General features: G+C 58.4%; 17 protein-coding genes. All 17 read left to right on the plus strand.

Annotation, left to right across the window (positions count from 1 at the left end; genetic code table 11):
• The first annotated feature begins 3 nt into the window (after positions 1-3).
• Positions 4-3,150, plus strand: a complete 3,147-nt coding sequence (locus B2589_RS07075; RefSeq protein ID WP_286816063.1) for an efflux RND transporter permease subunit — start codon at positions 4-6, stop codon at positions 3,148-3,150.
• Positions 3,150-4,445, plus strand: coding sequence for an MFS transporter (locus B2589_RS07080; protein ID WP_286816065.1), 1,296 nt, complete (start codon positions 3,150-3,152; stop codon positions 4,443-4,445). Before B2589_RS07075 ends, B2589_RS07080 begins: the two co-directional genes overlap by 1 nt.
• Positions 4,446-4,783: 338 nt before the next feature.
• Positions 4,784-6,670: a tRNA uridine-5-carboxymethylaminomethyl(34) synthesis enzyme MnmG gene (gene mnmG, locus B2589_RS07085; protein ID WP_199457668.1), complete on the plus strand. Its 1,887-nt coding sequence runs from the start codon at positions 4,784-4,786 to the stop codon at positions 6,668-6,670.
• A 1-nt stretch (position 6,671) separates the two neighbouring features.
• On the plus strand, positions 6,672-7,319 hold the full coding sequence (rsmG, locus tag B2589_RS07090; protein ID WP_199457667.1) for a 16S rRNA (guanine(527)-N(7))-methyltransferase RsmG: 648 nt from the start codon (positions 6,672-6,674) through the stop codon (positions 7,317-7,319).
• A gap of 23 nt (positions 7,320-7,342) precedes the next feature.
• Entirely contained in the window at positions 7,343-8,137 is a 795-nt protein-coding gene (locus B2589_RS07095) for a ParA family protein (protein ID WP_058342165.1), read from the plus strand.
• 60 nt (positions 8,138-8,197) lie between these two features.
• Positions 8,198-9,073, plus strand: coding sequence for a ParB/RepB/Spo0J family partition protein (locus B2589_RS07100; RefSeq protein ID WP_286816079.1), 876 nt, complete (start codon positions 8,198-8,200; stop codon positions 9,071-9,073).
• Positions 9,074-9,301: 228 nt separating this feature from the next.
• Positions 9,302-9,682, plus strand: a complete 381-nt coding sequence (locus tag B2589_RS07105) for an ATP synthase subunit I (RefSeq protein WP_232901992.1) — start codon at positions 9,302-9,304, stop codon at positions 9,680-9,682.
• Between the two features lie 15 nt (positions 9,683-9,697).
• Positions 9,698-10,552, plus strand: a complete 855-nt coding sequence (atpB, locus tag B2589_RS07110; RefSeq protein WP_058342164.1) for a F0F1 ATP synthase subunit A — start codon at positions 9,698-9,700, stop codon at positions 10,550-10,552.
• A 53-nt stretch (positions 10,553-10,605) separates the two neighbouring features.
• Positions 10,606-10,833, plus strand: a complete 228-nt coding sequence (atpE, locus tag B2589_RS07115) for a F0F1 ATP synthase subunit C (protein ID WP_014423137.1) — start codon at positions 10,606-10,608, stop codon at positions 10,831-10,833.
• An 87-nt stretch (positions 10,834-10,920) separates the two neighbouring features.
• The gene (locus B2589_RS07120) at positions 10,921-11,391 is read left to right on the plus strand and encodes a F0F1 ATP synthase subunit B (RefSeq protein WP_058342163.1); all 471 of its coding nucleotides are present in this window, start codon (positions 10,921-10,923) and stop codon (positions 11,389-11,391) included.
• 12 nt (positions 11,392-11,403) lie between these two features.
• On the plus strand, positions 11,404-11,940 hold the full coding sequence (locus tag B2589_RS07125; protein WP_058342162.1) for a F0F1 ATP synthase subunit delta: 537 nt from the start codon (positions 11,404-11,406) through the stop codon (positions 11,938-11,940).
• A 28-nt stretch (positions 11,941-11,968) separates the two neighbouring features.
• The gene (gene atpA / locus B2589_RS07130) at positions 11,969-13,513 is read left to right on the plus strand and encodes a F0F1 ATP synthase subunit alpha (RefSeq protein ID WP_058342161.1); all 1,545 of its coding nucleotides are present in this window, start codon (positions 11,969-11,971) and stop codon (positions 13,511-13,513) included.
• Positions 13,514-13,583: 70 nt separating this feature from the next.
• Positions 13,584-14,444, plus strand: a complete 861-nt coding sequence (gene atpG, locus B2589_RS07135) for a F0F1 ATP synthase subunit gamma (RefSeq protein WP_058342160.1) — start codon at positions 13,584-13,586, stop codon at positions 14,442-14,444.
• A 54-nt stretch (positions 14,445-14,498) separates the two neighbouring features.
• Entirely contained in the window at positions 14,499-15,893 is a 1,395-nt protein-coding gene (gene atpD, locus B2589_RS07140) for a F0F1 ATP synthase subunit beta (RefSeq protein ID WP_286816070.1), read from the plus strand.
• A 38-nt stretch (positions 15,894-15,931) separates the two neighbouring features.
• Positions 15,932-16,354, plus strand: coding sequence for a F0F1 ATP synthase subunit epsilon (locus tag B2589_RS07145; RefSeq protein WP_058342158.1), 423 nt, complete (start codon positions 15,932-15,934; stop codon positions 16,352-16,354).
• Positions 16,355-16,503: 149 nt separating this feature from the next.
• Positions 16,504-17,868 (plus strand): bifunctional UDP-N-acetylglucosamine diphosphorylase/glucosamine-1-phosphate N-acetyltransferase GlmU, encoded by a 1,365-nt coding sequence (gene glmU, locus B2589_RS07150; RefSeq protein WP_286816071.1) that lies wholly within the window; start codon positions 16,504-16,506, stop codon positions 17,866-17,868.
• 29 nt (positions 17,869-17,897) lie between these two features.
• Positions 17,898-19,730, plus strand: coding sequence for a glutamine--fructose-6-phosphate transaminase (isomerizing) (glmS, locus tag B2589_RS07155; RefSeq protein ID WP_286816072.1), 1,833 nt, complete (start codon positions 17,898-17,900; stop codon positions 19,728-19,730).
• Positions 19,731-19,838: the final 108 nt, after the last annotated feature.

Raw genomic sequence — 19,838 nt, forward strand, 5'->3', positions numbered from 1 at the left:
GCCATGGTGCTGTCAGACGTCTCCATCAAGCGCCCGGTCTTCGCCACGGTTCTGAGCCTGCTGATTGTTGTGTTCGGGCTGGCCGCCCTGATGGGCCTGCCGGTTCGGGAATATCCGGACATTGATCCGCCGGTGGTCTCCGTAGCTACCGACTACACCGGTGCCGCCGCCGAAGTGGTGGATACCCAGATTACCCAGGTGATCGAAGGTGCCATCAGCGGCATTGAAGGCATTCGTTCTATTGAGTCCTCCACCGAGCAGGGTGAATCCCGCACCACCATCGAGTTCAACACGTCCCGCGATATCGATATCGCCGCCAACGATGTGCGTGATGCGGTCTCCCGGGTGTTGAACCAGATGCCGGACGAAGCCGATCCGCCGGTGGTTAGCAAGGCCGATTCCGATGCCCGGCCGATGATGTGGATAACTCTGACCAGCGAAGTCTGGGATGCCGCCGAACTGAGTGATTTTGCCGACAGAGTGCTGAGCGACCGGTTGTCGGTGCTGGACGGCGTGGCTGATGTGCGCATCGGTGGCGAACGCCGCTATGCCATCCGGGTCTGGCTTGACCGGGAACGGCTGGCGGCCCGCAATATCACCGTGTCGGAAGTCGAGCAGGCCCTGCGGGCCAACAACGTGGAATTACCCGCCGGCTCGGTGGATTCCTCTACCCGCAACTTTACCGTGCGGGCCGAGGGCCGGTTATCCACAGTGGAAGAATTCCGTAACCTGGTCGTACGCCGGGATGGCAACGACCTGCTGCGACTGGGTGAAGTAGCCAACGTGCAGATGGGTGTGGAATCGGATATCGGCCGCCTGCGGGCTGCCGGCCGCACGGCCATTGGCATGGGGGTTATCCGCCAGTCCAAGGCCAATACCGTTGCGGTGTCTGACGGCGTGCGGGCCGAGCTGGACAAGATCCGTGAAACCCTGCCACCGGAAGTGTCGATCAGCGAAAGCTACGACGAATCCATCTTTATCCGTGCCTCCATCAAGGAGGTTCTGGTGACCCTGGCGATCTCGGTATCGCTGGTCATCCTGGTGATTTTCCTGTTCCTGCGGTCCTGGCGCGCCACGTTTATTCCGGCGGTCACCATTCCGGTGGCGGTCATCGGTGCCTTTATCGGCCTGGGCTTTCTGGGCTTTTCCATCAACGTGCTGACCCTGCTGGCGGTGATCCTGGCTATCGGCCTGGTGGTGGATGACGCCATCGTGATGCTGGAGAACATCCAGCGCCGGATTGATGAAGGCGAGCCACCGTTGCTGGCGGCCTATCGTGGTGCCAAGCAGGTTGCCTTTGCGGTCATTGCCACCACCCTGACGCTGGTGGCGGTGTTTGTGCCCATCTCGTTTATGGGCGGTAACGTGGGCCGGTTGTTTGCCGAGTTCGGGTTTACCCTGGCGGCGGCGGTGATCTTCTCCAGCCTGGTGGCGCTCACCCTGGCCCCGATGCTGTGTTCCAAGTGGCTGCGCCACAGTCCGGAATCGGCGGAAGGCCACCGGCTCTGGGCCTTCAGCGAGAAGGTGCTCAATGGCCTGACCAATGGCTACAAGCGCCTGCTGGAGTTTTCCCTGAACCAGCCAGGCCTGTTGCTGGGCCTGGGGATTGCCGGGCTGATCGTGGCGGCGGTGATTTATCCCCGCTTGCCGCAGGAACTCGCGCCCATTGAAGACCGTGGCGTAATCATCATGCCCACCAGTGCACCCCGGGGCTCCACCGTCGAATATACCGACCACTTCGTGCAGCAGGCCGAGCAGCGGTTGCTGACCTACCTGGAGGAGGGCACCGCCGAGCGGTTACTTTCCATTGTCGGTTTCCGGGATGAAGAAGACAGCGCCTTCATGATCATGGGGTTGGTGCCCTGGGAGCAGCGGAATATCAAGCAACAGCAGGTGACTACGGATATCCGTGACAAGCTGTCGGATATATCCGGTGCCCGCATCAACGTCATCAACCCGCCGGGCCTTGGCCAGCGGGGCTTCAGCCAGCCGGTGGAATTTGTGATTGCCGGCCCGGACTACGAATCGGTCCAGGCCTGGAGTGAAGAGATCATGGAGCGGGCCAGGGAAAACCCGAACCTGCTGAATGTGGATACCGATTTCGAGCTTACCCGCCCGGAACTCCGGGTGAACATCGACCGCGACAGGGCGGCCGACCTGGATATCACCGTGCAGGATGTCGGGCTCACCCTGCAGACCATGCTGGCGTCCCGACAGGTGACCACCTACCTGGACCGGGGCCAGGAGTACGATGTGATTATCCAGGCCGAGGATGCCAATCGCGCCACCCCGGATGACCTGGAGCAGATTTTCCTGCGGCCGAGGGCAGGGGGGGAGCTGATCCCACTGAAAGCCCTGGTGTCGGTGGAGGAAATCGGCGCTAACCCGGATCTGCGCCGGATCGACCGCCTGCCGGCGGTAGTGATCAGCGCTTCCCTGGCCGATGGCTACGATCTGGGTACGGCCCTGAATTACCTGAATAACCTGGCTGTGGATAACTTGCCGCCGGAAGCCCGGCTGAGTTACAAGGGCTTGTCTCGGGAATTCGAGGATTCCTCGGCGGCCATCTTTATCACCTTTGCCCTGGCCTTTGTGATTGTGTTCCTGGTGCTGGCGGCCCAGTTTGAAAGCTGGATTCACCCGATGATCATCATGCTGTCGGTGCCCCTGGCGGTTACTGGTGCGCTGATTGCCCTGGCCTGGTCCGGCATCAGCCTGAACATCTACAGCCAGATCGGGATCATCATGTTGCTGGGGTTGATGGCCAAGAACGGTATCCTGATCGTGGAATTCGCCAACCAGCTGCGGGACAAAGGTTACAGTGTGCGGGATGCCATTCTGGAAGGCGCCACGCTTCGCTTCCGCCCGGTACTGATGACCACCATCTCCACTGTGTTTGGTGCAGTACCCCTGGTGATTGCCACCGGGGCCGGTGCCGAAAGCCGCGCGGCGATCGGTATGGTGATTCTGGGCGGGCTGATCTTCGCCACCACCCTGACCCTGTTTATTATCCCGGTGCTGTATAACCTGCTGGCCCGGTTCGCCAAGTCTGCCAACGCGGTGGAAAAAGAGCTGGACCGGCTGGCGGCCGGCCCGTCCGGGGGCTCCGGCCTGGCAAGCAGCCCGGCAAAGAAGGCCGATGAGTTCTGATGCCTGTGCACAGCCAGTTCCGGTTGCTGGGCCAGCGGCGGTTTCTGCCGTTCTACCTGACCCAGTTTTCCGGTGCCTTTAACGACAACCTGTACAAGAATGCCCTGCTGTTGCTGATCACCTATCAGGCGGGTGGCCTGATGGGCTTGTCGATCAATGTGGTGGTCAATATTGCCGCCTTCCTGTTTATCCTGCCGTTTTTCCTGTTCTCCGGCATTGCCGGCCAGATGGCCGACCGCTATGAAAAGGCCTGGATTATCCGCCGGGTCAAGGCGGCGGAAATCGGCATCATGTCCCTGGCGGCGCTGGCTTTGTGGTTTGGCTGGTACGAACTGCTGCTGGTGTTGTTGTTCCTGATGGGCGCGCAGTCCACGTTCTTCGGGCCGGTGAAATACTCCATCCTGCCCCGGGTGCTGGCAAACGACGAACTGGTGGGTGGCAACGGCCTGGTCAGCATGGGGACCTTCGTGGCCATTCTTCTGGGCACCATTGCCGCCGGTGTTATCGCCGGTGCCGAGCAGGCAGCACGTATTACTGCTGTGGCCGTGCTGGTGATGGCGGTGCTGGGCTACCTGGCGGCGCGCAAGGTACCGGATACCCGGGATGAAGCACCGGAAGTGATGGTGCGTTTCCGGCCCTTGCTGGAAACCTGGCGGCTGATGGCCGTGGCCCGGGAACGCCCCAAAGTGTTGGGGGCGATCCTCGCCATTTCCTGGTTCTGGTTCCTTGGCGCGGCGTACCTTACCCAGTTTCCCAACTTTGCCAAAACCTGGCTGGCGGGTGACGAAACCGTGGTCACCTTGCTGCTGGCCATGTTCATTATGGGTATCTCCGCAGGCTCCATGCTGTGCGAACGGCTGACCAAGCATCGAATAACCCTGGCGCCGGTACCCTGGGGCGCCCTGGGCCTGACCTTGCTGGGCATTGACCTGTTCTTTGCGGTACCGGCCAACCCGGAACCGTCCACCTGGCTCAGCCTGATGACGGAACCTGTGTATATCCGGGTGTTGCTGGACCTGGTGGGTATTGGCATCTGCGGTGGCCTGTTCATTGTGCCGCTGTATGCGTTTATCCAGTATGAAACCCCGGATCACAAGCGGGCCCGCATTATTGCTGCCCTGAATGTGATCAATTCCCTGTTCATGGTGGCCAGTGCCATTGCCGGTATCCTGGTGCTCGGGGTCTTTGACCTGGGAATCCCGACCTTTTTCCTGATTTTATCCCTGGTGAATGCGCTGGTGTGGGTAAGTGTGCTGGGGCTCCGGCGCCGTGCCGCCCAATCTGTGGATAATTAATGGGAAAAGCTACGGATAACCGTTGGATCGTTTTTTATAAATGCAATAATAACACTAAGTTATAGTCGTAAAGCCGGGTCTGAAAAGCCTTTGTAAATGTGGATAACTTTCTTGAAAACTTTTCTGAACTGCCGGCTACAAGCTTCTGAAAAACCGATAGTTTCGGTTTTTACCTAGATTAAAACCGGTCGCCGAACCCGGGTTGTACCCGGTTCCCCCACCTGGCGGCTTTCGGATACCCGAAGTTCTGGTTAAAATTTGCACATTCTGACTGTAATTTCCCGGGCGAGGCGTTATACTCGCCGCCCTGTTTTTTTCCCCGATTTCCGAGGTGTAGTGTGGAGTTTCCGACCCGTTTCGATGTCATTGTCATTGGTGGTGGCCATGCCGGCACTGAAGCTGCGTTGGCGGCTGCGCGCATGGGCTCGCAAACCCTGCTGCTGACCCACAACATTGAGACCCTGGGGCAGATGTCCTGCAACCCGGCCATCGGTGGCATCGGCAAGAGCCACCTGGTGAAGGAAATCGACGCCCTCGGCGGTGCCATGGCCCGGGCGACAGACCAGGCCGGTATCCAGTTCCGGGTACTCAACAGCCGCAAGGGCCCGGCCGTACGCGCCACCCGCGCCCAGGCTGACCGGATTCTGTACAAGGCAGCCATTCGCCACATGCTGGAAAACCAGCCCAACCTGACCCTGTTCCAGCAGGCCGCGGACGACCTGGTTGTGGAAAACGACCAGGTAGTAGGCGTGGTCACCCAGACCGGCATCCGCTTCAACGCCAAGACCGTTGTGCTGACCACCGGAACCTTCCTCGGCGGAGTTATCCACATCGGTATGCAGAACCACGCGGGTGGCCGTGCCGGTGATGCGCCGGCCAATGCCCTGGCCAGGCGCCTGCGGGAACTGCCGTTCAACGTCGGCCGCCTGAAAACCGGTACACCGCCGCGTATCGACGCCCGCACCGTGGATTTCTCCGCGATGCAGCAGCAGTGGGGTGACGACCCGACCCCGGTGATGTCGTTTATCGGCAGCCGTGACGAGCATCCGGAGCAGATCTGCTGCTACGTGACCCGCACCACCGAAGAAACCCACGACATCATCCGCAGCGGTTTTGACCGCTCGCCCATGTTCGCCGGTAACATCGAAGGCGTGGGCCCGCGCTATTGCCCGTCCATCGAGGACAAGGTCAACCGCTTTGCCGATAAAGACTCGCACCAGATTTTTGTGGAGCCGGAAGGCCTGACCACCAACGAGTTGTACCCGAACGGCATTTCCACCAGCCTGCCGTTTGATATCCAGCTCAAGGCCGTGCGTTCCATTCCCGGTTTCGAGAATGCCCACATCCTGCGCCCGGGCTACGCCATCGAGTATGACTACCTGAACCCGCAGGACCTGCGCCATACCCTGGAAACCAAGTTTATCCAGGGCCTGTATTTTGCCGGCCAGATCAACGGCACCACCGGTTATGAAGAAGCCGGCGCCCAGGGCTTGCTGGCGGGTATCAACGCTTCGCTGCGGGCTCAGGACAAAGACGAGTGGTACCCGCGCCGGGACGAAGCCTATCTGGGCGTGCTGGTGGACGACCTGATCACTATGGGCACCCAGGAGCCGTACCGCATGTTCACCAGCCGCGCCGAATACCGGCTGATCCTGCGGGAAGACAACGCCGACCTGCGCCTGACCGAAACCGGCCGCAAGCTGGGCCTGGTGGATGACGAGCGCTGGCAGAAATTCAGCGACAAGTGCGAAGGCATAACCAAAGAGCGCAGCCGCCTGGAAAGCACCCGCATCCACCCGAACACCGAAGCGGGCGAGCGTGCCAACGGCTACCTGAAACAGCCGATGACCCGGGACCAGTCCCTGGCTGAGCTGCTGCGCCGGCCGGAAATTGTCTACGACCACATCGCCGAGATCAGTGCCGAGCGGGCTGAAGACCCCAATGTAGCCGATCAGGTGGAAATCGAGATCAAATACGAAGGCTACATCTCCCGTCAGGCGGACGAGATCGAGCGCCTGCGCAAGAACGAGAACACCGCGCTGCCGCTGGATCTGGATTACGACGTGATCGGTGGCCTGTCCAACGAGATCAAACAGAAGCTCAAGGATGTGCGCCCGGAAACCGTGGCCCAGGCCTCCCGCATCCAGGGAGTGACCCCGGCGGCAGTCAGCCAGATCCTGGTACACCTGAAAAAGCGTGACCTGTTGAAAAAGCAGAGCGCCTGAGATGAGTTATCCACAGCTATGGCAAAGCCAGCTGCAGGATGGCCTGGCGCAAATGGGTGTTGCCCTCAGTGACAGCCAGCAGGCTCAGTTGCTGGCGTTCCTGGCCCTGCTGAACAAGTGGAACAAGGCCTACAACCTGACCGCGGTCAGGGATGAACAGGTCATGGTGTCGCGCCAGTTGCTCGACAGCCTCAGCATCATGCCCTGGGTAACCACCGACCACCTGCTGGACGTAGGCGCCGGCGGCGGCCTGCCCGGCATTCCCCTGGCCATCGTATTTCCGGACAAGTGCTTTACCCTGCTCGACAGCAATGGCAAGAAAACCCGGTTCCTCAACCAGTGTGTGCTGGAACTGGGCCTGGCCAACGTTGACGTCATCCACGGCCGGGCCGAAGATTGCCAGCCGGAACAACCTTTCAGCCAGATCAGCAGCCGCGCCTTTACCGCGCTGGAGAACCTGGTTAGCTGGTGTGGCAGCTTGCTGGCGAATGACGGCCAGTTCCTTGCCATGAAAGGTCTGTATCCGGATGATGAAGTGGCTGCCCTTCCGGAAGGCTGGCAGGTAGAATCCAGCCATTCCCTGAAGGTACCCGGAGCAGACGGCGAACGGCATTTGCTGATCGTCACCCGGGCCGACCAATCCCGGTAACCCGAAACAGCAGGAGGCAAGGCATGGCGCGCGTGATTGCAGTGACCAATCAGAAAGGCGGTGTGGGCAAAACCACCACCTGCGTGAACCTTGCTGCCTCACTGGCTGCTACCAGGCGCCGGGTGCTTTTGGTAGACATGGACCCCCAGGGCAACGCCACCATGGGTAGCGGTGTGGATAAAAACGCCCTGGAACTGTCGGGTTACGATGTGCTGACCAAGCGTGCCAGCCCGGCAGAAGTCATCGTGAAAACCGACGCCTCGGGCTTTGACCTGCTGCCGGCCAATGGCGACCTGACGGCCGCCGAAGTGGAACTGATGAACGAAATCGGCCGGGAGCACCGGCTGCGGCTGGCGCTGAACAGCGTCCGGGAAAATTACGACTACATCCTGATCGACTGCCCGCCGTCGCTGAACCTGCTGACCGTAAACTCCCTGTCGGCGGCGGACTCCGTACTGATTCCGATGCAGTGTGAATACTACGCGCTGGAAGGCCTGGCGGCACTCATGAACACGGTCGAACAGATCAAGGAAACGGTCAATCCGAACCTGGAGATCGAAGGCATCCTGCGTACCATGTACGACCCCCGCAACAGCCTGACCCTGGATGTTTCCGGCCAGCTCAGTGAATACTTCGGCGAGAAGGTGTACCGGGCGGTGATTCCCCGCAACGTGCGCCTGGCCGAAGCCCCCAGCTACGGTATGCCGGCACTTGCCTACGACAAGACCTCGAAGGGTGCGGTGGCCTACCTGGCCCTGGCGGGCGAGATGGTGCGCCGGCACGGTTCAAAAAAGACATCCGCCGCCGTTGCGGTGTAACATAGTTTGCCGTCGGGCAACCATGCACCAACTTTTTCAACAGGAAGAATGACAAACACCATGGCGGCGAAGAAACGAGGCTTGGGCGAACGGGGTTTGGGAGCGCTGTTACAGGGTTCGAAGGTTAACCTGAACCAGCAAGTGGCCGAACACGACGGCGAACTGCGGGAGATTCCCGTAGACCTCATCCAGCGTGGTCGTTACCAGCCGCGCCGGGATATGGACCCCGCCGCCCTGCAGGAACTGGCAGATTCCATTCGCCAGCAGGGTGTGATGCAACCGGTGGTGGTGCGCCCGGTTTCCGAAGGCCGCTATGAACTGATTGCCGGTGAACGCCGCTGGCGCGCGACCCAGATTGCCGAGCTCGACAGCATTCCCGCCATCATTCGTGATGTGCCGGATGAAGCCGCCATCGCCATGGCGCTGATCGAGAACATCCAGCGCGAAAACCTGAACCCGATCGAAGAAGCCTTTGCCCTCCAGCGCCTGCAGGAAGAGTTTGGCCTGACCCAGGCCCAGGTGGCAGAGGCTGTGGGTAAATCCCGCACCACCATTACCAACCTGTTGCGGCTGATCGGCCTGACCGAAGATGTGCGCACCATGCTCGAGCATGGTGACCTGGAAATGGGCCATGGCCGCGCGATGCTGACCTTACCCCCTGAACAGCAGATGCAGGTGGCCCGCCAGGTGGTGGCCAAGTCGCTTTCCGTGCGCCAGACCGAAGCCCTGGTGCGCCGCATCCAGCAGGAAAAGCCCGCAACGGAAGATGCCGGCAGTAAGGCGCTGGACCCGAACATCCGGGCCCTGCAGGATGACCTTTCCGACCGGCTCGGTGCCCGGGTGTCCATTGCCCACGGCAAGCGGGGCAAGGGTAAAGTGGTGATCGAATACAGTTCGCTGGATGAGCTGGACGGTATTCTGGGCCATATCCGCTGAGCGCCCGGAAATTCCTGAAAATCATCCTAAAGTATCCATTCAGGCCAGAAACACCACATCTGGGTGCAGCCGAAGCCTGATAACACAACCTGTGTAAAAGCAGGCCTTTTCATCTTGAAATCTGGTTAAATTTTCGCCATTTTTTCCGTCGGGTTATGTTGAACAGCTACCGGTTAACACATATAATTCCGCGCGCTTGGAATGACAGCTGGTGATATGAGCCGTTCAATGAAAGCCATCACGTACGTGCCGCTGAAACAGTGGCTGACCATAGAGATGGCCGCTCTCACCGTTCTGAGCCTTTTGTGGTTGCTGGAAAGTCGTTTGGCCGGTTATTCCGCGTTTATCGGCGGTCTTATTTTTGTCATACCAAACGCTTACTTTGCTCACCGGACGTACCGGTACCAGGGCGCAAGGCAGATGCACCTGGCAGTCAGCAACATTTTCAGGGCAGAGAGCATCAAACTCGCCCTTACCGCAGTGTTTTTTGCGGCCGTTTTCACTTTAATGGAGCCAGTACACGTACCGGCTCTGTTATTCACTTTTGCTGTGATGGTTGTGTTGGGTACGGCATTGCGCTGGCTCATCCGGCCGCGACCACAGCGATGACTGGACGAGAGCAGTATGGCAGCTGATACCCCAGTAGAGTATATAAAACACCACCTCACCAACCTTACCTATGGCAAGCTTCCGGAAGGCTATGAGCGCGCAGACGGCAGTGTTGTGCAGGAGGCCACCTGGACCTTCGCACGCACCGGCCAGGAAGCCGCAGACATGGGCTTCATGGCGCTCCACGTCGATACCCTCGGCTGGTCTATCGCCATGGGTATCCTGTTCCTGGGTCTGTTCCGCTTTGTGGCCAGCCGGGTCACCGACGGCGCACCGAGCGGACTGCAGAACCTGGTCGAAATGACCTTTGAATTCGTTCAGGGTATCGTGCGCGATGTTTTCCACGGCAAGAACCCGTTGATTGCCCCGCTGGCACTGACGATTTTTGTCTGGATCCTGCTGATGAACATCCTGAAGCTGATCCCGATCGACTATATTCCGTCTATCGCCCATGCGATGGGTCTTGAGTACTTCAAGATTGTGCCGACCACCGATCCCAATGGTACGTTCGGTATCTCCATCGGTGTGTTCCTGCTGATCCTGTTCTACAGTTTCAAGGTGAAAGGCGTAGGTGGCTTTACCAAAGAACTGGCCTTTAACCCGTTCAATCACTGGATCATGGTTCCGTTCAACCTGTTGCTGGAAATCCTGGCGCTGATCATCAAGCCGATCAGCCTGGCACTGCGTCTGTTCGGTAACATGTACGCCGGCGAAGTTGTCTTTATCCTGATTGCGTTGTTGCCGCTGTGGGTCCAGTGGACACTGAACGTTCCCTGGGCGATCTTCCACATCCTGGTGATCCCGCTTCAGGCCTTTATTTTTACTGTGCTTACTGTGGTTTACCTCAGCGCAGCACACGAAGATCACTGATAAACCCTTAAATACACAAACCCTTAACTATCTGAAAAACTGAGGAGTCTTCAATGGAAATGGTATTTATCGCAGCTGCGTTGATCATCGGTCTGGGTGCCCTGGGCGCTGGTATCGGTTTTGGTCTGCTGGGCGGCAAACTGCTCGAGTCCACTGCGCGTCAGCCGGAAATGGCTAACCAGCTGCAAACCAAGGCATTCATCATGGCTGGTCTGCTTGACGCGGTTCCCATGATCGGTGTTGGTATCGCGATGTACCTGATCTTCGTTGTTGCTGGTTAATCAGCCGAGAATTGAGGGTGGCAGTGCCCGGCACTGCCACCGCATTCCGGACACCAGGACGCAACGAATAGCAAGAGGTATATTGCCGTGAATATAAACCTTACGTTGATAGGGCAATCGATTGCCTTCGCTATTTTCGTCTGGTTCTGCGTCAAGTATGTATGGCCGCCGATTACGGCTGCCATGGAAGCGCGCCAGAAGAAAATTGCAGACGGCCTCTCTGCCGCAGATCGGGCTTCCCTCGATCTGGAACTTGCGCAGGAAAAAGCCGCTAAAGAACTGCAGAAGGCGAAAGAAGAAGCTGCAGCCCTTATTGACCAGGCCAACAAGCGTGCCGCCCAGATCGTCGAAGCCTCCAAGGACGACGCTCGCAAAGAAGGCGACAAGCTTATTGAGCAGGCAAGGGCGGAAATTCAACAGGAGCGTGTTCAGGCTCGCGACGCACTGCGTGCAGAAGTGGCCACTCTGGCCATTGCCGGTGCCGAGAAGATTCTGGAAACCTCTGTAGACGCCAAAGCTCACAGCGAGATGCTGGACAAGCTGGCCGCAGAACTCTAAAAGAGGGTCATCATGGCAGAACTTACAACGTTAGCCCGACCCTACGCGAAAGCCGTTTTTAAAGCCGCGCAGGACCAGAATGCCGTTGATCAGTGGGATCAGGCCCTGGCTTTCGCAGCTATGGTTGCGGCTGACCAAGAGGTAAAGAACATCCTGGCCAACCCCGGCCTGTCTGAGCAACGCAAGGCGGAACTCTTCGCTGACTGTTTTGAAGAGCCGCTGCCTGAAGCACTCAGAAACTTCCTGTTGATTCTTGCTGAAAACAAGCGTCTGGCCCTGTTGCCGGAGATTTCTGCTTTGTTCCGTTTGTACCGTGCAGACCTCGAGAAGTCTGTGCACCTGACAATCGATACCGCATTCGAATTGTCTGCAGACGAACAGCAGAAACTGATCGACGCATTGTCCAAAAAGCTGGAGCGCAAGGTTGAGCTTGAAACCGCAGTTGATCAGAATCTGATCGGCGGCGTGGTAGTACGTACAGGCGACCTGGTTATCGACGCTTCAGTTCGTGGCAAGCTGGCCAGAATGGCCAAGGCTCTGGGCTCCTGATTTCAGCACAAGGTTTGAGGACAAAGGCATGCAGCAACTGAATCCATCCGAGATCAGTGACATCATCAAGAAGAGAATCGAGAACCTCGATATCTCTTCCGAAGCTAAGAACGAAGGTACGATCCTGTCTGTTTCTGACGGTATCGTACTGATCCACGGTCTGGCCGACGTTATGTACGGCGAGATGATTGAATTTGCCAACGGCACATACGGCATGGCGCTGAACCTGGAGCGTGATTCTGTTGGTGCGGTTGTTCTGGGTGACTACGAAGGTCTGGCGGAAGGCCAGAAGGTACGTTGTACCGGTCGTATCCTGGAAGTACCGGTTGGTAACGAACTGCTGGGCCGTGTTGTAGACGGTCTGGGTAACCCGATCGACGGCAAGGGCGAGCTGGGCAACAGCCTGACGTCCCCGGTCGAGAAGGTTGCACCGGGCGTTATCGCTCGTCAGTCCGTTGATGAGCCGGTTCAGACTGGTCTGAAAGCCATCGACACCATGGTTCCCATCGGTCGTGGCCAGCGTGAGCTGATCATCGGTGACCGTCAGATCGGTAAGACTGCGGTTGCGATCGACGCGATCATCAACCAGAAGCACACCGGCATCAAGTGTATCTACGTTGCCGTTGGCCAGAAGCAGTCTTCCATTGCCGCCGTAGTGCGCAAGCTGGAAGAGCACGGCGCCATGGACCACACCATCGTGGTTGCTGCCGGTGCCGCGGATCCTGCAGCCATGCAGTTCCTGGCTCCGTACTCCGGTACCTCCATGGGTGAGTTCTTCCGCGACCGCGGTGAAGACGCACTGATCGTATACGATGACCTGTCCAAGCAGGCCGTTGCCTACCGTCAGATCTCCCTGCTGCTGCGTCGTCCGCCAGGACGTGAAGCATACCCGGGTGATGTTTTCTATCTGCACTCCCGTCTGCTGGAGCGCGCTTCCCGCGTAAACGCTGACTACGTTGAGCAGTTCACCAACGGTGAAGTGAAAGGCAAGACCGGTTCCCTGACCGCGCTGCCGATCATCGAAACCCAGGCTGGTGACGTTTCTGCATTCGTACCGACCAACGTAATCTCCATTACCGATGGTCAGATCTTCCTGGAAACCAACCTGTTCAACTCCGGTATCCGTCCGGCCATGAACGCCGGTATCTCCGTATCCCGGGTAGGTGGTGCAGCCCAGACCAAGATCATGAAGAAGCTCGGCGGTAACATCCGTCTGGCCCTTGCCCAGTACCGGGAACTGGCGGCATTCGCCCAGTTCGCTTCCGACCTTGACGAAGCAACCCGTAAGCAGCTGGAGCACGGTCAGCGCGTAACCGAGCTGATGAAGCAGAACCAGTACAGCCCGATGACCGTTGCGGAAATGGGCACTTCACTGTTCGCAGCCAACGAAGGCTTCCTGGACGATGTTGAAGTAAACAAGGTTGTGAAGTTCGAAGCACAGCTGCTGGACTGGATGCGTTCCGAGCAGAAAGAGCTTCTGGACAAGATCGGCCCTGAAGGTAACTTCAATGACGACATTGCTGCCGGCCTGAAAGCTGCTCTGGAGAAATTCAAGACCACTCAGAGCTGGTAAATCCACCGGGCCCGCCATTGTGCGGGCTTGCTGGTCCCTTTGAGTGTCTAACTTGAAAAGGCAGTGACTTATGGCCGTCGGAAAAGAAATACGTAACCAGATCGGAAGCATCAAGAGCACGCAGAAGATCACTTCCGCCATGGAAATGGTGGCGGCGAGTAAGATGCGCAAGGCTCAGGATCGGATGCAGGCAACTCGCCCGTATGCCGAAAAGATGCGTCAGGTAATCGGACACATTGCTAAGTCCAACAAGGATTACCGTCATCCGTTCATGCAGGAGCGTGAGGTCAAGCGGGTAGGCTATATTGTAGTTTCCTCTGACCGCGGCCTGTGTGGTGGCCTGAACACCAATGCGTTCAAGCTGCTCGTGCGCGAAATGCGTGAATGGAAAGAGAAAGGTATTGAGACTGATATCTGTGCCATTGGCCAGAAAGGCGCATCCTTTTTCCGCAGCTATGGCGGAAACGTGGTTGCAGCCCTGACCCACATGGGCGACAGCCCGAGTGCGGAAAAGCTGATTGGCAGTGTCAAGGTGATGCTGGATTCGTTCGAGGCAGGCAAGATCGACCGTCTGTTCCTGATCAGTAACGAGTTCGTCAACACCATGACCCAGAGCCCGAAGTCAGAGCAGTTGTTGCCTCTGCCGGAAGGTTCCGATGAAGACATCGGTCGCCAGTGGGATTATATCTACGAGCCGGACTCACGTCCGATTCTTGACGGGTTGATGCCACGTTATATCGAATCCCAGGTGTATCAGGGTGTGGTAGAGAATCTGGCCTGTGAACAGGCCGCCCGGATGATCGCTATGAAGAGCGCCACCGACAACGCTGGCAGCATCATTGACGAGCTTCAGCTGGCCTATAACAAGGCCCGTCAGGCAGCGATCACACAAGAGATTTCGGAGATTGTGAGCGGCGCCGCATCTGTTTGATAGCGCTCACAAACCTACTGGTTTTATTGACTACTAGATAACGAGGAACCGAGCATGAGTAGCGGACACATCGTTCAGATCATTGGCGCGGTTATCGACGTGGAATTTCCACGTGACTCCGTGCCAAGCGTTTACGACGCACTGCTGCTTGAAGGTGGCGAAACAACTCTGGAAGTCCAGCAGCAGCTGGGCGACGGCATTGTTCGTACCATCGCCATGGGCAGCACCGAGGGCCTGAAGCGTGGCCTGAAAGCAGAAAACACCGGCAAGCCGATCTCTGTACCGGTTGGTACCAAGACTCTGGGCCGGATCATGGACGTTCTGGGTCGTCCCATCGACGAGCAGGGCGAAATCGGTGAAGAAGAGCGTTGGGGTATTCACCGCAAAGCTCCGGGCTACGCCGACCAGTCAGCGTCTGCCGACCTGCTGGAAACCGGTATCAAGGTTATCGACCTGATCTGCCCGTTCGCCAAGGGTGGTAAGGTTGGCCTGTTCGGTGGTGCCGGTGTAGGCAAAACCGTAAACATGATGGAACTGATCAACAACATCGCGAAAGAGCACTCCGGTCTCTCCGTATTCGCCGGTGTTGGTGAGCGTACCCGTGAGGGTAACGACTTCTACTACGAAATGAAGGAGTCTAACGTTCTCGATAAGGTTGCCATGGTTTACGGCCAGATGAACGAGCCCCCTGGAAACCGTCTGCGTGTGGCCCTGACCGGTCTCACCATGGCCGAGAAGTTCCGTGACGAAGGCCGTGACGTACTGTTGTTCGTTGACAACATCTACCGTTACACCCTGGCCGGTACCGAAGTATCCGCACTGCTGGGCCGTATGCCTTCAGCGGTAGGTTACCAGCCGACCCTGGCCCAGGAAATGGGTGAGCTGCAGGAGCGTATCACCTCCACCAAGAACGGCTCTATCACCTCTATCCAGGCGGTATACGTACCGGCGGATGACTTGACTGACCCGTCTCCGGCCACCACCTTCTCGCACCTTGACGCGACCGTGGTACTGAGCCGTGACATCGCTTCCAAGGGTATTTACCCGGCGATCGACCCGCTCGACTCCACCTCCCGTCAGCTGGATCCGCTGGTGATCGGTGAGCAGCACTACAACGTTGCCCGTGGCGTTCAGAACGTTCTGCAGCGTTACAAGGAACTGAAAGACATCATCGCGATCCTGGGTATGGACGAGCTGTCAGAAGACGACAAGCTGATCGTTTCCCGTGCCCGTAAGATTGAGCGTTTCCTGTCTCAGCCTTTCCACGTTGCTGAAGTATTCACCGGTTCCCCCGGTAAGTACGTGTCTCTGAAGGAAACTATCGCCAGCTTCGAAGGTATCCTGAACGGTGACTACGACGACATGCCGGAGCAGGCCTTCTACATGTGCGGTGGTATCGAAGAGGCAATCGAGAAGGCTAAGGCAATGAAAGAGAAAGAAGGCAAGTAAACCTCCTTCTTCCCTTTCTGACCCAAGAGGCGTAAGAAATGGCTATGACCGTACATTGTGACGTCGTAAGTGCCGAGGAAAAAATTTACTCCGGTCTGGTGGAGATGCTGATCGCCACCGGTACCGAGGGTGAGCTTGGTATCCAGTTTGGCCATGCTCCGCTGCTGTCTGCGCTCAAGCCGGGCGCAGTGCGGATCATCAAGCAGGGTGGCACCGAGGAGATTCTGTACGTTTCAGGTGGCTACCTGGAAGTGCAGCCTAACCTGGTTACCCTGATGGCTGATTCTGCGGTTCGTGCAAAGGATGTAGACGAAGCCGCAGCACTGGAAGCCCAGAAGGAAGCCGAGAAGGCACTGGCGAATAAGACAGGCGAGTTTGAGTACTCCCGGGCCGCCGCCGAGCTGGCAGAAGCCGCCGCTCAGCTGCGTACCATCCAGAAACTGCGCAAGAACCTGCGTTAAGCAGGCTTGCGTCAGTGCCCGGACTGGCCTGACAGTGAACCGCATCCTCAGGTGGAGGGCTCTGTGTTTCCTACCGGAAACAGAGGGGTTTCCGCCGGGACGCGGTTTTTTATTTTCTACCGGATAAAGAGTTTGGAGCTGTACGCCCCATGAACCCGCTACACGTTGTGATCCTGGCCGCCGGTCAGGGTTCAAGGATGAAATCCGCCCTGCCGAAGGTATTGCACCCGGTAGCCGGCAAGCCCATGTTGCACCATGTGGTCGACACCGCAAAGCAACTGGGCGCGGAGAAAATTCACACGGTGATCGGCCATGGCGCGGACCAGGTACGGGCGTCGCTGCATGACGACTCGGTGAACTGGGTGCTCCAGACCGAACAACTGGGTACCGGCCATGCCGTGGCCCAGGCCCTGCCGGACCTGCCGGATAACGCCCGGGTACTGATACTCTATGGCGATGTTCCGCTGACCCGAAAAGATACCCTGGAATCCATGGTCAGTGACCTGGACGACCGCAACCTGGCCCTGCTGACCGTGGATATGGACAACCCCCACGGTTATGGCCGGATTGTCCGTAACGACCAGGGGCAGGTTCAGGCGATTGTAGAGCAGAAAGATGCCACCGCCGAGCAGCAGGATATCAACGAAGTAAACACCGGCATCCTGGCGGTATCGGCCAGCCACCTGAAAAGCTGGTTGCCGACGTTATCCAACAGTAATGCCCAGGGTGAATACTACCTGACCGATATCATTGCCATGGCTGTGGATAACGGCCTGTCGGTCACGGTTTCCCAGCCCCTGAACCCGTTTGAAGTTCAGGGTGTGAATAACCGCCTGCAGCTGGCCGAGCTGGAACGCTGGTACCAGCGCCAGCAGGCCGAGCGCCTGATGACCGAAGGTGCCACCCTGGCCGATCCTGCCCGCATTGATGTTCGCGGCGAGCTGACCATCGGTAACGACCTGTGGATTGACGTTAACGCCGTGTTCGAAGGAAAGGTAAGCCTCGGCAACAACGTGGTAATCGGCCCCAACTGCGTGATCAAGGACGCGACCATTGCCGACGGTGCCGAGATCAAGGCCAACAGTGTCATCGAAGGTGCGGTGGTGGGCGCCAACGCCCAGATTGGCCCGTTTGCCCGCCTGCGCCCGGGCACCGAACTGGCCGCCAACACCAAGGTTGGCAACTTTGTGGAAACCAAGAAAGCCGTGGTAGGTGAGGGCAGCAAGATCAACCACCTGAGCTACGTGGGCGACGCCTCACTGGGCCGTAATGTGAATGTTGGTGCAGGCACCATCACCTGTAACTATGATGGCGTGAACAAGCACAAGACTGTGTTGGGCGATGGCGTATTTGTGGGTTCCAACACCTCGCTGGTGGCCCCGGTGTCTGTTGCGGACCAGGCGACCATCGGTGCCGGTTCCACCATCACCCGGGACATCAGTGAAGGCGAGCTGGCCGTGGCCCGCGGCAAGCAGCGAAACATCTCCGGCTGGGAACGGCTGAAAAAAGCGTAACCAACGATTAACGAACAGGTGATAACAGCATGTGTGGGATTGTAGGAGCGGTATCTGAACGGGATGTCCAGGGTATTTTGCTGGAGGGCCTGCGCCGCCTTGAATACCGGGGTTACGACTCCGCCGGTATGGCCGTAATCAGCAGCGCCGACCAGGTACAGCGGGCCCGGGAAGTGGGCAAGGTAGCTGCCCTGGCAGACGCTATCGCCGCGAACCCGGTTGCAGGCCACGTGGGCATTGCCCACACCCGCTGGGCGACCCATGGCGAGCCGTCCAAGCTCAACGCCCATCCCCACATGTCTGGTGACCGCCTGGCCATCGTTCATAATGGCATAATCGAAAACTACCAGGAACTGCGGGACGAACTGAAAGCCGAGGGCTTCGAGTTCACGTCCCAGACCGACACCGAGGTAGTGGCGCACCTGATCGCTAAAAACTACCGGGCCGGTGGCGGCCTGTACCAGGCCGTGAAAACTGCCCTGGATTGCCTGCGCGGCGCCTATGCCCTGGCCGTTGTCCACGCTGATGAGCCGGATCACATGGTAGTGTGCCGTCAGGGAAGCCCGCTGGTAATTGGTGTGGGAATCGGTGAAAACTTCATCGCTTCCGATCAGCTGGCCCTGCTGCCGGTGACCGACCGTTTCATGTTCCTGGAAGAAGGCGATATTGCCGACATCCGCAAAGGCAGCATCGAGATCCATGATCGCGAAGGCATGGCCGTAGAGCGCGCCATTACCCGTTTCGAGCACGGTGCCGATTCCGCCGACAAGGGCGAATACCGCCACTACATGCTCAAGGAAATCTACGAGCAGCCGAAAGTGATCAAGGCCACCATGGAAGGCCGCATCACCGACAGCCGTGTGCTGGAACAGGCCCTGGGCACCGACGCCGCCAACCTGCTGGAAAACGTGCGCCATGTGCAGATCATCGCCTGTGGTACTTCCTACCACGCCGGCATGGTGGCCCGTTACTGGATTGAAGACCTGGCCGGCATCCCTTGCTCCGTGGAAGTTGCGTCCGAATTCCGCTACCGCAAGCACGTGATCCAGCCGGATACCCTGTTCCTGTGCATCTCCCAGTCCGGCGAAACCGCCGATACCCTGGCCGCCCTGCGCCAGGCCAAGAAAGCCGGTTTCCGGGCGGCCCTGGCCATCTGCAACGTACCGGGCAGCTCCCTGGTGCGGGAATCCGACCTGGTGATCATGACCCAGGCCGGCCCCGAGATTGGCGTAGCCTCCACCAAGGCGTTCACCACCCAGCTTACCGCACTGCTGATCTTCACCCTGGCCCTGGCCCGTCACAACGGCCTGAGCGAAGAGAAGGAAGCGGAGATCGTGGGCGCTATCCACCAGCTGCCGAAGCAGGTCAGCGATGTGCTGGCACTGGATGCAGACATCGAAGAAATGTCCAAGGCCTTTATGGACAAGCACCACAGCCTGTTCCTGGGCCGTGGTTCCCAGTTCCCGGTGGCCATGGAAGGGGCGCTCAAGCTTAAAGAGATCTCCTACATCCATGCCGAAGCCTATCCGGCCGGTGAGCTCAAGCACGGCCCGCTGGCGCTGGTGGACAGCGAGATGCCGGTGGTCACCGTGGCGCCGAACAACGACCTGGTTGAGAAGCTGAAGTCCAACCTGGAAGAAGTCCGGGCCCGGGGTGGTGAGCTGTTTGTGTTTGCCGACAAGGCTGCACAGGTGAAAGCGGAAGAGGGCATCCATGTGATGCAGATTCCGTCGGTACACGAGATTACCGCGCCGATTGTCTACACCGTGCCATTGCAGTTGCTGTCTTACCACGTTGCCGTTATCAAGGGCACTGACGTAGACCAGCCCCGTAACCTGGCCAAGAGTGTGACGGTGGAATAAGCACGGTCACCCGTGCCAAAAGCCTTGTGGGGTCATAATAAAGTTGGTAACACCATAAAAGAGTTGGTAACTTTATAATAAAGTTGGTAACTAGCGGCCTATGTGGCA

Source organism: Marinobacter sp. UBA3607 (genome assembly GCF_002375525.1).
GTDB lineage: Bacteria > Pseudomonadota > Gammaproteobacteria > Pseudomonadales > Oleiphilaceae > Marinobacter > Marinobacter vinifirmus.